Annotated in this window: 12 protein-coding genes; 8 read left to right on the top strand and 4 right to left on the bottom strand. The window is 72.0% G+C overall.

The genetic code is table 11. The features are described from left to right. Positions 1–42 precede the first annotated feature (42 nt). Positions 43–654 (top strand): nucleoside/nucleotide kinase family protein, encoded by a 612-nt coding sequence (locus OHS33_RS03025; protein WP_330334884.1) that lies wholly within the window; start codon positions 43–45, stop codon positions 652–654. A gap of 37 nt (positions 655–691) precedes the next feature. Here the strand turns inward: OHS33_RS03025 and OHS33_RS03030 are convergent, their stop codons facing one another. Both OHS33_RS03030 and OHS33_RS03035 read right to left on the bottom strand, forming a co-directional pair. Continuing rightward, the gene (locus OHS33_RS03030) at positions 692–1120 is read right to left on the bottom strand and encodes a hypothetical protein (protein WP_330328810.1); all 429 of its coding nucleotides are present in this window, start codon (positions 1118–1120) and stop codon (positions 692–694) included. 106 nt (positions 1121–1226) lie between these two features. Beyond that, complete coding sequence (locus OHS33_RS03035) at positions 1227–2420, bottom strand: serine hydrolase domain-containing protein (protein WP_330328811.1); 1194 nt, start codon at positions 2418–2420, stop codon at positions 1227–1229. A gap of 574 nt (positions 2421–2994) precedes the next feature. On the opposite strand from OHS33_RS03035, the gene OHS33_RS03040 reads away from it, so the two are divergent. The 7 genes from OHS33_RS03040 (at position 2995) to OHS33_RS03070 (ending at position 12199) form a co-directional block, all read left to right on the top strand. Beyond that, entirely contained in the window at positions 2995–4482 is a 1488-nt protein-coding gene (locus OHS33_RS03040) for a xanthine dehydrogenase small subunit (protein WP_330328812.1), read from the top strand. Further along, a complete protein-coding gene (gene xdhB, locus OHS33_RS03045; protein ID WP_330328813.1) occupies positions 4479–6878 on the top strand; it encodes a xanthine dehydrogenase molybdopterin binding subunit in 2400 nt (799 codons plus the stop codon). Before OHS33_RS03040 ends, xdhB begins: the two co-directional genes overlap by 4 nt. Before the next feature lies 1 nt (position 6879). After that, positions 6880–7731 (top strand): xanthine dehydrogenase accessory protein XdhC, encoded by an 852-nt coding sequence (gene xdhC, locus OHS33_RS03050; RefSeq protein WP_330334885.1) that lies wholly within the window; start codon positions 6880–6882, stop codon positions 7729–7731. Positions 7732–7778: 47 nt separating this feature from the next. Next, complete coding sequence (locus OHS33_RS03055; protein WP_330328814.1) at positions 7779–7907, top strand: hypothetical protein; 129 nt, start codon at positions 7779–7781, stop codon at positions 7905–7907. Further along, positions 7904–9229 (top strand): lipase family protein, encoded by a 1326-nt coding sequence (locus OHS33_RS03060; RefSeq protein WP_330328815.1) that lies wholly within the window; start codon positions 7904–7906, stop codon positions 9227–9229. Before OHS33_RS03055 ends, OHS33_RS03060 begins: the two co-directional genes overlap by 4 nt. Positions 9230–9410: 181 nt before the next feature. Next, positions 9411–10787, top strand: coding sequence for an ammonium transporter (locus tag OHS33_RS03065; RefSeq protein WP_330328816.1), 1377 nt, complete (start codon positions 9411–9413; stop codon positions 10785–10787). Further along, on the top strand, positions 10784–12199 hold the full coding sequence (locus OHS33_RS03070; RefSeq protein ID WP_330328817.1) for an ammonium transporter: 1416 nt from the start codon (positions 10784–10786) through the stop codon (positions 12197–12199). The genes OHS33_RS03065 and OHS33_RS03070 overlap by 4 nt, the downstream gene beginning before the upstream one ends. On the opposite strand, the gene OHS33_RS03075 is transcribed toward OHS33_RS03070, so the two are convergent. Then, positions 12200–13213: a LacI family DNA-binding transcriptional regulator gene (locus OHS33_RS03075; protein ID WP_330328818.1), complete on the bottom strand. Its 1014-nt coding sequence runs from the start codon at positions 13211–13213 to the stop codon at positions 12200–12202. It lies immediately after the preceding gene. After that, on the bottom strand, positions 13210–14994 hold the full coding sequence (locus tag OHS33_RS03080; RefSeq protein ID WP_330328819.1) for a glycoside hydrolase family 36 protein: 1785 nt from the start codon (positions 14992–14994) through the stop codon (positions 13210–13212). The genes OHS33_RS03075 and OHS33_RS03080 overlap by 4 nt, the downstream gene beginning before the upstream one ends. Positions 14995–14996: the final 2 nt, after the last annotated feature.

The raw sequence follows: 14996 nt of genomic DNA on the forward strand, positions 1-14996 counted from the left end.
CCCGGCGGGCACGGGCTCGGGCAGGATGCTCCTGTGCAGAAGATGACGGACCTGGTGGCAAGGGCGAGCGCGCTCGCCGTCCGCGGCGACCGGCGGATCCTCGGCATCGCCGGGCCGCCGGGGGCCGGAAAGTCGACCCTCGCCGCCCGGCTCGCCGGGGCGCTCGGGCCGCGGACGGCCGTGGTCGTCCCGATGGACGGGTTCCACCTCGCCCAGGCCGAGCTGGCCCGGCTCGGGCTCACCGACCGCAAGGGCGCCCCGGGCACCTTCGACGCCGCCGGGTACGTCGCCCTGCTGCGCCGGCTCCGCGCGCCCGGCACGGCCACGGTGTACGCGCCCGCCTTCCACCGCTCCCTGGAGGAGCCGGTCGCGGGCAGCGTTCCCGTCGCGCCGGACGTACCGCTGGTGATCACCGAGGGGAACTACCTGCTGCACGACGCGGGTGAGTGGGCCGCCGTACGGCCCCTGCTGGACGAGGTCTGGTACCTCGCCCCGGACCGGGACCTGCGCATCGGGCGCCTGGTCGACCGGCACGTGCGCCACGGCAAGGACCCGGCGTACGCCCGCGCGTGGGTGGCCCGCTCGGACGAGGCGAACGCCCGGCTCATCGCAGCGGGCCGCGACCGCGCGGACCTCGTGCTCGGCACCGGCTGACGGGCGCACCGGCTGACAGTGCGGGCCGAGGGGGCTCTCAGTACACCAGCTTGTAGGTCACGTCCTTGGGGACCGGGCCGGGTGCGGTGTCGGTGTAGAGGAGGCGGATCGTCGTGAAGCGCCGGACATCGGGGTGCTCGGGCCAGACCTGCGGATCGGTCAGGGTCACCGTCACCGGATAGGGGTGGAAGCGGCCGGCCGCGCAGTACGGGCGGCAGTCGTTCACCATGTCGGTGCCCGTGGCCGTCGCGGTCCTCGACCCCCAGCTGTCCCAGCGGAGCCCGACGAGCCGGTTGTTTCCGTCCCCGCAGGCCAGGAGGTATTCCTCGGGGCGCAGCCGGGCCTGGGAGAAACAGTCGACGACCACGACCGGGTCCACCGGATCCACATCCGTGTGCGCCGCGGCCGGGAGCACGGCGGCCGTCATGACCGCCGCCGTGCACAGCAGGGTTACCGGAACGTTCACCAAAGCCTTCCTCGCCACACTCCGCACACTCCACACACTCCACACACTCCGCCGCCGCCTCATCCAGCTTCCCGCATGCGCGGGACCCTCGCACCCGCAGGGCAGGTCACCTGCGCAGCAGGGCGCAGACGAAGTCCTCCTGGATCTCCCGGACCCGTGCGAGCAGGCCGGGGTTGTTGCTGAGGGAGGTCTGTGTGGTGATCGAGAAGGTCAGTGAGCGCCGGCCGTCCGCCGTGGCCGCCACCAGCTGCGTGTATCCGGGCGTGTTGCCGGTGTGGCCGTACACCGTGCCGCAGCGCGTGGTGTACCGGTAGATCGCCAGGCCCGCCTCGGTGCGACCGGGCCCGGGGGGCTGGGACAGCGCGCCGGGGATGAAGGTGAACTGCTGCCTTCGGGTGCGGTCCGAGACGAGCGCACCGCCCGCGTAGCCCCGGATGAACGCGGTCAGGTCCTTCGGGGTCGAGACGATGCCCCCGGCCGCCCAGGCTCCGGAGGCGCCCACGGCTTCACTGACGTCGACGGGCCCGGCCTGCGGATCGATCTGGTAGCCGTGGAGGAAGGGCTCGGGCAGCCGGTATCCCTGGGGCAGGGTCGTGGCGTCCATGCCCAACGGCTCGTAGACCAGCTCGCGCAGCAGCGCCTCGTACCGGCGTCCGGTGGCGGCCTCGGCCATGAGGGCGATGGCGATGTTGTCGGAGTTGGAGTACTGGTAGCGGCTGCCCGGCGGGAAGGCGAGGTCCTCGTCGGCGACGAACTCCAGCAGGCGCCGGGAATCGAAGTGGTGACGGGGGTCCTCGGAGACGATGTCGACGAACCCCTGGGAACTGGAGTAGTCGGGCAACCCGCTGGTGTGGTTGAGGAGTTGACGCAGGGTCACCTGATGCCAGGCGGACGGCTGCCCGGGCAGCACCGCGCCGATCGTGTCGTCCAGGTGCAGCCGCCCCCGGTCGACGAGTCCGAGGGCCACCGCTCCGCTGAAGGCCTTGGCGACACTGGCGATGCGCATGTGGTCGGTCGCCTTCGGCGGGCGGCCGCTCTCCACGTCGGCCACGCCCGCCCGGTAAACCTCGGTGCGGTCGCCGTCGCGCAGGACGGCGATGACTCCGGGAGGCCCGTCCGGCCGATCCACCAGCTCCCGCAGCTCCTGGTGGAGGGAGGTCCCGGACGGCGGGTTCCGGTCCGCTCCGGCCTGGGCGGGCGCCGCCGTGGCGCCGAGCACGGCGCCGCACACGGCGGCCGCGGCGGCGAGGCGCAGCGACGGGCGGATCCGGCCGGCGTGGCCGTACGGGCGTCGGGACACGGAGGTACCTCCCGGGGAAGACGGATCGCGGTGGCCCACCATGGCAGGAGCCGCACCGATGCCGACGGCGACACGTCCGGGCGCCGGCCGGCGATGGCCCATCCGGGGCACGGATCCGGTGGGGACACGACTGGTGAACCGGCGATCCAGCGGGACACGACTGGTTGCGCGTACGGATTCCCGCCACGCGAAGGGGCCGGGCCTCGTGGAATCCACCCATGCCTCCTTGACCGATCACCCTCCGCCACGTAGCTTCGTCGGCACCCACTCGTGACCCACCGGAAGGAGGCGAAGCCGGATGCCGACCATCTCCGAACTGCTTCGCCTCGCCCACCGGATCGCCTGGGCTCCGGGCCGGGTGGCGCACGGCTGCTGAGCAGCCGGCCCCCTTCCCCGGCGTGCCCGCTCGCGGCCCCGGGGTCTTCCCTGCCCACCTCTGTCACCACTTGCGGCACCTCATCGCGTGCCGGTTCGTCGCGCTCCGCGTTATCGAGCTGCGACCACTGAACGAGAAAGCTCCTGAAATGGCGACTAGGACAGTCAGTTCCACCGCGCCCCGGAACGAGGGCCTGCCATGGTAGCGGCGCGGATCACGGTCAACGGGAAAGAAACGCAGATTTCACCGGCCGCGGCCCACACCACGGCGCTGGACTTCCTGCGCGAGCGCGGCCTCACCGGCACCAAGGAGGGCTGCGCCGAGGGTGAATGCGGCGCGTGTTCGGTCCTGGTGGCCCGGCCCGGGGTGCGGAAGCCCACGGACTGGGTGGCGGTCAACGCCTGCCTGGTTCCGGTCGCGGCGCTCGACGGCCAGGAGGTCATCACCTCCGAGGGTCTCGCCACCGCCGGCGAACCCGGCGCGCCCGCCGCGCTGCACCCCGTACAGCAGGAGATGGCCGCCCGCGGCGGCTCCCAATGCGGCTACTGCACACCGGGGTTCATCTGCAGCATGGCGTCCGAGTACTACCGGCCCGACCGCTGCGCGCACGCGGACCCGGACCCGTCCGGCGACTCCGGTGCCGACAGCGGTGCCGACTCCGAGCACGGCCCCAACGGCTTCGATCTGCACGCGCTGAGCGGGAACCTGTGCCGGTGCACCGGCTACCGCCCGATCCGCGATGCCGCCTTCGCCGTCGGCTCGCCCGCCGAGGACGACGTACTCGCGCGGCGTCGCGAGCAGTCCCCGCCCGCACCGGTCGCCACCGCGTACACCCGGGACGACGGCACGTTCCTGCGGCCGGGCACCCTGGCGGAGGCGGTACGGCTGCTGCGCGAGCGGCCCGGGGCCGTGGTCGTCTCGGGCAGCACCGACTGGGGTGTGGAGGTGAACATCCGCTCCCGCCGCGCCGATTGTGTGGTCGCGGTCGACCGGCTTTCCGAACTGCGGGGCCTGCGCGTCGCATCCGATCACATCGAGATCGGGGCGGCGCTGACGCTCACCGAGATCGAACGCCGCCTCGACGGCGATGTCCCGCTGCTGGCCGACCTGTTCCCGCAGTTCGCCTCCCGGCTCATCCGCAACAGTGCGACCCTCGGCGGCAATCTGGGAACCGGCTCCCCCATCGGCGACAGCCCGCCGGTGCTGCTCGCGCTGGAGGCGTCGCTCCTGCTCGCCGACGCCGACGGCGAGCGCGAGGTCCCCCTGTCCGACTACTTCACCGGCTACCGGCAGAGCGTGCGCCGTCCCGGCGAGCTGATCCGCGCGGTGCGCGTCCCGCTGCCGCTCTCGCGGGTCACGGCCTTCCACAAGATCGCCAAGCGGCGCTTCGACGACATTTCCAGCGTGGCGGTCGCCTTCGCCCTCGACATCGAGAACGGCGTCGTCGGGAAGGCGCGCATCGGCCTGGGCGGCGTGGCCGCCACCCCGGTCCGCGCCCGCACCACCGAGGCGGCCCTGGAGGGCCGGCCGTGGACGGCGGAGACCGTCGAGGCCGCGGCCCGGCTGCTGCGGACCGAGGGCACACCCATGGACGATCACCGCGCCAGCGCCGGCTACCGCTCCGCGATGCTCGGCCAGAGCCTGCTCAAGCTGTACGCGCGAACCACCGAGGCGGTGTCGTCATGAGCCATTTGTCCCAGCGTCCCGAAAACCCCGTCGTGGGCGTCCCGATGCCGCACGAGAGCGCCAACCTGCACGTCACCGGCGCGGCCCTCTACACCGACGACCTGGTCCACCGCACCAAGGACGTGCTGCACGCGTATCCGGTCCAGGTGATGAAGGCACACGGCCGGATCACGGAGCTGCGCACCGCGCCCGCGCTCGCCGTGCCGGGTGTGGTCCGCGTACTGACCGGCGCCGACGTGCCCGGCGTCAACGACGCCGGAATGAAGCACGACGAACCGCTGTTCCCGGACACGGTCATGTTCCACGGCCACGCGGTCGCCTGGGTGCTGGGCGAGAGCGTCGAGGCGGCCCGGCTCGGCGCCGCGGCCGTCGAGGTGGAACTCGACGAGCGGCCGTCCGTGATCACCCTGCGGGAAGCGATCGCGGCGGACAGTTTCCACGGCGCCCGGCCCGTGCTGCTGACCGGCGACGTCGACGCGGGCTTCGCCGATTCCGCGCACGTGTTCACCGGCGAGTTCCAGTTCTCCGATCAGGAACACTTCTATCTCGAAACGCACGCGGCGCTCGCCCACGTCGACGAGAACGGGCAGATGTTCGTCCAGAGCAGCACCCAGCACCCCTCGGAGACGCAGGAGATCGTCGCGCACGTACTCGGCCTGCACAGCCACGAGGTGACCGTGCAGTGCCTGCGGATGGGTGGTGGCTTCGGCGGCAAGGAGATGCAGCCGCACGGCTTCGCGGCCATCGCCGCGCTGGGTGCCCGGCTGACCGGCCGGCCGGTCCGGGTACGGCTCAACCGGACCCAGGACCTGACCATGTCCGGCAAGCGCCACGGGTTCCACGCCACCTGGAAGATCGGCTTCGACGCCGAGGGCCGCATCCAGGCCCTCGACGCCACCTTGACCGCGGACGGCGGCTGGAGTCTGGACCTCTCCGAGCCCGTCGTGGCCCGCGCGCTGTGCCACATCGACAACACCTACTGGATTCCGCACGCCCGCGTCACCGGCCGCATCGCCAAGACCAACAAGGTCTCCAACACCGCTTTCCGCGGCTTCGGCGGACCGCAGGGCATGCTGGTGATCGAGGACATCATGGGCCGGTGCGCACCGCTGCTCGGCCTGGATCCGATGGAGCTGCGCGCACGCAACTTCTACCGGCAGGGCCAGTCCACCCCGTACGGACAGCCGGTCCCCCACCCCGAACGGATCTCCGTCATCTGGCAACAGGTCCAGGACGACGCCGCCATCGCCGAACGGCGGCGCGGGATCGAGGAGTTCAACGCCGCGCACCCCCACACCAAGCGGGCGCTCGCGCTCACCGGGATCAAGTTCGGGATCTCCTTCAACCTCACCGCCTTCAACCAGGCGGGCGCGCTGGTCCTGGTCTACAAGGACGGCTCGGTCCTGATCAACCACGGCGGCACCGAGATGGGGCAGGGCCTGCACACCAAGATGCTGCAGGTGGCCGCGACCACGCTGGGCATCCCGCTGCACAAGGTGCGGCTGGCCCCGACGCGCACCGACAAGGTGCCCAACACCTCCGCCACCGCCGCCAGCGCCGGGGCGGACCTCAACGGCGCGGCCGTCAAGAACGCCTGCGAGCAGATCCGCGAGCGGCTGCTCCAGGTGGCCGGCACCCGGCTCGGCGCGAACGCCTCGGACGTGCGCATCGTCGGGGGCGTCGCACGGGTCCTCGGCCAGGACGAGCAACTGGCCTGGGACGACCTGGTGCGCACCGCCTACTTCCAGCGGGTCCAGCTGTCGGCGGCCGGTTTCTACCGGACCGAGGGGCTGCACTGGGACGCGAAGTCCTTCCACGGCTCCCCGTTCAAGTACTTCTCCTACGGCGCCGCCGCGGCCGAGGTGGAGGTGGACGGCTTCACGGGCGCCTACCGGATCCGCCGGGTGGACATCGTGCACGATGTCGGCGACAGCCTCTCCCCCCTGATCGACATCGGTCAGGTCGAGGGCGGTTTCGTACAGGGAGCGGGCTGGCTGACGCTGGAGGACCTGCGGTGGGACGCGGGCGACGGGCCGAACCGCGGCCGGCTGCTGACCCAGGCCGCGAGTACGTACAAGCTGCCGAGCTTCTCGGAGATGCCCGAGGAGTTCAACGTCAGGCTGCTGGAGAACGCCACCGAGGAGGGCGCGGTCTACGGCTCCAAAGCGGTCGGTGAGCCTCCGCTGATGCTGGCCTTCTCGGTACGGGAAGCACTGCGGCAGGCCGCCGCGGCGTTCGGGCCCGCCGGAATCAGCCTGGAACTCGCCTCCCCCGCGACACCGGAGGCGGTGTACTGGGCGATCGAAGCGGCCCGCGAGGGCGGCGCGCGGTACGACGCTCACGCACCCGACGGCAGCGGGACTCCCGCCGACGCGGACACATTGAGCCATGCCTGACATGAGCTGGGTGGCCGCGGTCGCACGGTTGCGGGCAGGCCGGGAACCCGGCGTGCTCGTGACCGTCGCGACCGTGCGCGGCCACGCGCCGCGCCGGGCCGGTGCCAAACTCGTCGTGGGCCGGACCGAGACGTGGGGTTCGATCGGCGGCGGCAACATCGAAGCCGTCGCCATCGACCGGGCGCGCGAGCTGAACGACACGGCTGATCCGGAGCCGGAGCTGATGGAATTCGCCCTCAACGACAAGGTCACCGGCCGGCACGGCGTGCAATGCTGCGGCGGAGCCGTCACCGTGCTGCTCGAACCCCTGCCGGTGGTCCAGGCGGTGGCCGTCTTCGGCGTCGGGCACGTCGGTCTGGAACTGGCACGCATCCTGGCCCGCCACCACCTCGACCTCCACCTGATCGACACCCGGCCCGACATGCTCGCCGACGAACGGCTCGGCGTGCTCGCGGACGCGGTGGCGCAGGTCCACGTGCACCACACCCCGCTGCTTCCGGAGGAGGCCCTCACCCAACTGCCGCCCGGCACCCACGTCCTGATCATGACCCACGACCACGCCGAGGACGCCGCCCTGTGCGACGCCGCCCTGCGCATTCCCGGTCTCGGCTCGATCGGCTTGATCGGCTCCTCCGCCAAATGGGCGCGGTTCCGCCACCGCCTGTCCACCGAGGGCGGTCACGACCCCGCCACCATCGACCGGATCAAGACCCCGATCGGAATGACCGGTATCACCGGCAAGGAACCGGCCACGATCGCACTGAGCGTCGCGGCGGACCTGCTCCGGACCTTCGAGCAGGACAGTCGGCTGCCGGTGCTGACCTCCACGGCGCATGCGGCACACCTCCCCTGAGTCCGGGACCGTAGACGGGAAAAGTGAACTCGGCTAGCTTTTCGCGCATGAATCCGGAGCGTGCCGCCAGGCTCGCCAAGGAGCGGATCGCCCAGGAGTCCTACGGGGACCCGATCTCGCCGATGCACGCGCCGATGCGCCGCAGCGGCGATGTGGCCGGTCTGGTGCGCCTGTGACGCACGGACAGAGCCACCTCCCCGGCACGATACGAACCCTTCCGCTCCCCCCGAGTGCACCGCCGGGCCCGCGGGGCGGCCCCGGCAGGCGCGCGGCGGCCCTGGTCCGCGCGTCCCGCTGGGCCGTCGCCGGTGCGATCCTCGCGGCGCTGGCCCTGTCGGGCTGCAGCCGGGCCGGTGACGGCCGGGTGCCGGACCGGCCGGCCGCGAGCACGCCCGTACCCGAGGGCGACGCGTTCTACGACCCGCCGAAGCCGCTGCCCCCGGGCAAGCCGGGCACGGTGATCCGCCAACGCCCGTACGCGCCGCCGGAGTCGACGCTGACGGTGCCGTCGCACACCTTCCTGGTGATGTACCTGAGCACCGGGACCGACGGCAAGCCGGTGGCCGCGAGCGGACTGGTGAGCGTTCCGGACGGGCCCGCGCCCGCCGGGGGGCGGCCCGTTGCCGCCGTGGACCACGGCACCATGGGCATCGGCTCGACGTGCAGCCCGTCCCGCATGCCCGCCTTCGCCGGGCTGGCGGACACCAGCCCGGTCGCGAAACTCCTCGCGCGCGGTTTCGTCGTCGCGCAGCCCGACTACATCGGCCTGGGGGTGACCGGGGTCAGGCACCCGTACCTGGGCGGCAAGTCCGCCGCGTACGCCACTCTCGACATCCTGCGCGCCGCTCACAGGATCGACCCGGGGGCGGCGGCGACCACGCTCGTCTACGGCGGATCGCAGGGCGGGCACGCGGCGCTGTGGACCGCGCACTACGCCGCCGGCTACGCGCCCGAAGTCGATCTCAAGGGCGTGGTGGCCAACGCGCCGGCGGTCGGGTTCGAGTGGATGCCCGCCCTGTTCGCCCAGCAGAGCCCGGTGGCCACTCCCTACGCCGGGATGCTGCTGACGCTCATCGACGGGGCCTCGGCGGCCGACCCGGCGGTCAAGCCCGCCGCGCTCCTCACCCCTGACGCGCTGGCCGCCGCGGACCGCATGTGGACGGAGCCCTGCATGTCGGGCGAGACCGTGGTCCCGGCCCCCGCGGACATCCTGCGCCCCGGCGCCGATCTGGGGCCGCTGAACGCCACGCTCAAGGCCAGCGCCGCCAACGAGGCCACGACCAAGGTCCCGGTGCTGCTGCCGCAGGGCGGGAACGACGTACTGAGCAACCTCAACCGGACGCTCGCCCGGGAGCTGTGCGACAAGGGCGTGCCCCTGGAGTTCACGTACTACCCCGACCAGGGGCACACCATCAGCGATGCACCGCTGGACGATGCGATCGCCTGGATGGACGCCCGGCGCGCCGGCACGCCGGTCGCCGCGAGCTGCGCGTTCTGAGCCCGCTTCCTGAGCCGTTCCCTGAGCCGCTTTCCAAGCTCGCCTAAAGAAACGTCCAAGGCCTTCAACAAGTCGTTGACGGGAATGCGCCACGACCCTAGGTTCCCTCCATACGGAATACAAATTCCGGATTGTGGAATTCGATGCTGTCCCATGGCGCCCCCGACCCAGAGAGACCCGGATGCCCACCACCCTCGATACAGGCAACACCGCATGGCTGATGGCGAGCACCGCCATGGTCCTGCTGATGACCCCCGGCCTCGCCTTCTTCTACGGCGGCATGGTCAAGACCAAACACGTCCTGGTCATGCTCAAGATGAGCTTCGTCTGCCTGGCCCTCGTCACCCTGCTCTGGCTGGCCATCGGCTACAGCCTGGCCTTCGGCAAGGACGTCGGCGGCCTGGGTCTGATCGGCACGCCCGCGCACTGGATGATGCACGACGTCGGGATGACGAGCCTCTGGGGCTCCACCGGCATCCCCACCGTGATCTTCTCCGGCTTCCAGATGGCGTTCGCCATCATCACCGTGGCACTGATCAGCGGCTCCATAGCGGGACGCGCCACCATGCGCGGCTGGCTCTGCTTCGTGGTCGCGTGGACGCTGCTGGTGTACGTGCCGATGGCGCACTGGGTGTTCGCCCCGGACGGATGGGTCATTGCGCACCTGGGTGCCCTGGACTTCGCGGGCGGCCTCCCGGTGGAGATCAACTCCGGCGCGGCCGGGCTCGCCGTGGCGATCGTGGTCCGCAAGCGCAAGGACTTCGAGCGGGAGGCCATCCGCCCGCACAACCTGCCGCTGGTCGTGATCGGCCTGGCCCTGCTCTGGTTCGGCTGGTTCGGCTTCAACGCCGGTTCCGCCCTGCAGACCGGCGGCACCGCCCCCATGGCCTTCTTCAACACCCAGCTCGCCGCCGCCGGTGCGATGGTGGGCTGGCCGCTGATCGAGAAGTGGAAGCTGGGGCACGTCGAGATGCTCGGCGTCGCCGGTGCGGCGGTGGCGGGCATGGTGGCGATCACCCCGTCCTGCGGTGAGATCTCCCCGGCCGGCGCCCTGGCGGTCGGCTTCATGGCTGGTGTGGTCTGCGCCTTCGCGATCAACTTCAAGTACAAGCTGCGCTACGACGACACCCTGGACGTGGTCGGGGTGCACGGCTTCGGCGGCATCGTGGGGACGCTGGCCATCGGCCTGTTCGCCACCGCCCAGATGAGCGGCAAGAAGGGCCTGTTCTACGGGGGCGGCGGCGATCTGCTCTGGCGGCAGGCCGTCGCAGTGCTCGCCTGCGCGGCGTTCTCCTTCTCGGCGACCTGGCTGATCGCCAAGGTGATCGAGAAGACCATCGGCTTCCGCGCCGACGAGGAGTACGAGCACGTCCCCGGCCAGGAGGAGGAGCAGGCCTACGACGACGAGACCATCGCCGAGATCCGCTCGCGTCTGGTCCAGGCCCGGGTCCCGGTGACGGTCGGCGCGGACCGGCAGGGAGCGGACCCCGCCGCCGCCGACCACCGGCTGCTCGCCGAACTGCGCGAGGTGCTGGAGCGACGGGAGAACGAGAAGTGACTCCCACCCTGATGTCCGGCGCCCTGGCCGCTCCCGCCCTGAGCGCTGCCCCGGTGGATTCGGGCAACTCCGCCTGGCTGATGATGGCGTCCGCCATGGTGCTGCTGATGGCACCGGGAGTGGCGTTCTTCTACGGCGGCATGGTGAAGACCAGCCAGGTCATCGCGATGCTCAAGATGTGCTTCCTGTGCCTGGTGGTCGTGACCATCATCTGGTTCTCGGTCGGCTACTCCCTCGCCTTCGGCCCGGACGCCGGAGGGCACGGGCTGATCGGCGGACTGGACCATCTGTTCATGACCGGCGTCGGCACGGACAGCACGACCGACGGCGTCCCCACCGTGATCTTCTCGGTCTTCCACATGTCGTTCGCCATCGTGACCGTCGCCCTGATCAGTGGTTCGGTCGCCGGGCGGGCCACGATGAAGGGCTGGATGGCTTTCGTCGGTGCCTGGACCCTGCTGGTCTACATTCCGATGGCGCACTGGGTGTTCGCGCCCGACGGCTGGGTCAGCAAACAGGTCGGCGCGGTCGACTTCTCGGGCGGTACGGTCGTCGAGCTGAGTTCCGGAGCGGCCGGACTGGCCCTGGCGCTCGTGGCGGGCAAGCGGCAGGACTTCGAGCGGACGAAGATCCGTCCGCACAACCTGCCGCTGGTCGTGATCGGCCTCGCCCTGCTCTGGTTCGGCTGGTTCGGCTTCAACACCGGCTCGTCGCTGGGCACGCCCGGCGCCGCGGCGATGGGCGTGATGAACACCCAGCTGGCTGCGGGCGCCGCGATGGCCGGCTGGGCGGTGACCGTCTACCTGCGCACCCGCAAGGTCGGGCTGCTCGACATGTCCATGGGCGCGGTCACCGGCATGGTCGCGACGACCCCGCTGGCGGGCGGCGTCAGCATGACGTGGGCCGTCGTCATCGGCTTCCTGGCCGGTCTGACCTGCGCATTCGCGATCAGCTGGAAGTACCGTTTCGGCGTGGACGACACCCTCGACGTGGTCGGCATCCACGGCTGGGGCGGCCTGTTCGGCATGCTGATGGCCGGCCTCGCGGCGACCGGCGCGATGACCGGCAAGAAGGGCCTGTTCTACGGCGGCGGCTGGGACCTGCTGGGCAAGCAGCTGGTGGCCGTGCTCGTGCTCGGCCTCTTCTCCTTCGGCATGACCGCGCTCATCGGCAAGGTCGTCGACCTCACCCTGGGGCTCCGCCAGCCGGGCGGCGCCGAGGAGCACGAGCAGGTCTACCAGAACGACTGGGACGACCAGTTCAAGGAGATCGTCGACGCGCTCCGGGGCGCCGACGAACCCACCGGCCGGTCCGGCGCCCAGCCGGACGCGAGCGCCCTCCTGGACCAGGTCCGGCGCACCCTGGCCGCCCGCCCCGAGCAGACGCACGAGCCCGAGCACCGGAAGGACTGATCAGGACCCGCCCCCGCGCTCCCCGGGGGCGGGCCCGGTCGTGGCGCGGATCACCAGCTCCGGGTCGAACAACAGCTCCCCCGTCGGTACGTCCCGGTTGCTGACCAGCGCCAGCACGCTCCGGCCCACCTCCAGCGCCAGCCGGTCGGCGGGCTGGCGCACCGTGGTCAGCGGCGGATCCGTGAACTCGGTGATGGCCGAGCCGTCGTAGCCCACGACGGACACGTCCCCGGGCACCGAGCGCCCCTGGCGGCGGACGCCCCGGATCGCGCCGAGCGCCATGTAGTCACTGGCCGCGACGATCGCGGTGGCGCCCAGCGCCAGCAGCGGACCGACGGCGGCCTGGCCGCCCTCCACCGTGTACGACTGGCGTACCACCCAGCTCTCCGGGTCCTCGATGCCCCGCTTGGCCATGGATGCCAGGAAGCCCCGCACCCGGCGGTCGGCGGGCTGGTTACCCGCCGGCCCCGAGGCCATCCCGATCCTGCGGTGGCCCAGGCGGTGGAGGTGGTCGACGGCCAGTTCGGCGGCGAGCGCGTCGTCCGTGGAGAAGACCGGGGTGGGCACCCCGTCCGCGAACTCGCCGTTGATCCCGACGTAGGGGACGCGGCGCTGGCGCAGCAGTTCGTACGTCTCGGTGTCGGCGCCCTCGACGGTGTTGGACGCGGACAGGAAGACGACGGCCGCGACCCCCTTGTCGACGAGCGCCGAGATGAAGTCCCGCTCCTGCACTCCGCCCGGGAAGGCGGGGCACAGGACCGTCTTCAGTCCGTGCGGGGCGAGCGCCGACTCGATGCGTTCGGCCACATCCGCGAAGAACGGGTTGGACACGAACTCGGTGATGACCGCGACCAGTTGGCCCTGCGTCTGGCGTTCGTAGCCGAGCTCGGCCATGGCCTGCTCGACCGCGTCCCGGGTCTTCTTCGACACGCCCTGGCGCCGGTTGATCACCCGGCTGACGGTCGCCTCGCTGACCTGGGCGCGGGCTGCGACCTCGGTGATCCCGACCTTCATCGCGGTCCTTCCGTGATCGTGAGCGATGCCAGACCGCCGCGCGGCACGGACAGTGAGCGTGCTCCCACCGGCAGATACGTCGGCGGACCGTCCATGATACGGCCGTCCGGCCCGTGGACCACGCCCCGGACGCCGCCCCCGGCGCCCCGCACCTCGACCATCACCCGGTCCCGGTCCGAGCCGTTGACCAGGAGGAAGTGCCGGTGGGCGGAGAAGTCCAGCGGGACGACCCGGTCGCCGTGCACGCTGAGCAGGCAGTGGTCCCCGGCGCTCGCCCGCACGAGGGGGTACAGCTCGTCGGGCCGGCCCGGTTCCACCTCCCCGTCGAGCAGCAGCTCGCGGTGCAGGCGCCACCGCCCGAGCCAGAAGCCGACCGCCTCCCGGTGCGCCGCCGGCAGGCGGTCGAGGCGTACGGAGATCTGCGGCACCGAGTGCAGGGCCCCGATCAGCTGCCGGGCCACCGCGGCCACGGGCGCGTCCGGCGACCACAGGAGCATGTCGGAGTGGACGGCGCCGCCGACGGCGAGCAGCGCGGTGTCGAGGGTGCGGACCCGGTTCGCGGTCGCGTCCGCCGGGCAGTCGAAGGAGCGCAGCATATTGCCGAAGGGGGCCATGCCGGGTCCCGTGTAGGGCTGGCGCAGTTCCAGCAGTACACCAGGGCGTACGGTCTCCAGCGCGGCGCGCAGTTCCGTCAGCAGGACCACCATGGCCCGTCCGACGTCTCCCGCGCCGTCGCCCGCGTAGACCATGGCCTGGTCGAGGAAGTCGAGCTTCAGTCCGTCGAGCCCGTACGCGCGGACCAGCCGGACGCAGAGCCCCACGACGTGTGCGCGCACCTCGGGGCGGCGGGGGTCGAGCACGTGCGCGCCGGGCACGGTGGCGGGCGCGGGCGCGGCGGCCGCCCACTGGCCGTGGCAGGCGGCTCCGGGGCCGAGCAGCAGGGGCGCGACCCAGGCGAGGTAGCTCAGCCCGTGGGCCCGGACCCGGGCCACGTGCCCGGCGAAGTCGGGGAACTTGGCCCGGTCGGGCTCCCAGTCGCCGCAGCCGGCGTATCCGCGCCCGTGGCCCAGTTCCTGCCAGCCGTCGTCGAGGATCAGCGCTCCGCAGCCGAGTCCGGCGGCCAGTTCGGCCTGGGTCTCCACGGCGGCCGCGCTGACGTCCTGGTTGAAGGCGTACCAGGTGGAGTAGACGGGGGTGCGGGCCGCGTCGGGCACCGGCGCGGGGGCGGACGCGGCGGCGAACCAGCCGCGCAGGGCCCGCATGGCCCGCGCGACCGACGGCGAGCGGGGGACGAGCAGGATCCGGTGGGCGTGGTGCGAGGCGGGCAGGCGGAGGTGGACGACGTGGGTGTCGTTCTCCTCGGACACACCGAACCGGAGCGCCGCCTCGGGCACGGGGTCGGCGGCGGCGAAGGTGAGCAGGGTGGCGCCGGTGTGGTCGTAGAGGCATCCGGCGGCGTGTCCGTCGACCAGCGAGACCCGGGAGCGGCCCTCCCAGTCGGCGAGGAGGGTGCGCCGCCAGCCGCCCTGCGGGTGCCAGTACCCGGCGGCGTCGCCGAGGGGCACGGAGAAACGGATCTCGACGGGGGCGCCGTCGGCCCCTACCTCCAGCAGCCGTAGCCCGCCGGGGAGTTCGCCCAGGGTCCAGGTGGGGTGGGCGTCGGTGGCGTGGGCGAGGACCGCGAGCGAGACCCCGTCGAGCAGCGGCTCGCCCTGGGCGGGTGCCAGGCCCGCGGTGGTCACGGCCTCGGCGGCGTCCGTCGGGGCGGTGGTGGTGTGCACGG

This window comes from Streptomyces sp. NBC_00536 (assembly GCF_036346295.1).
Classification (GTDB): Bacteria; Actinomycetota; Actinomycetes; order Streptomycetales; family Streptomycetaceae; genus Streptomyces.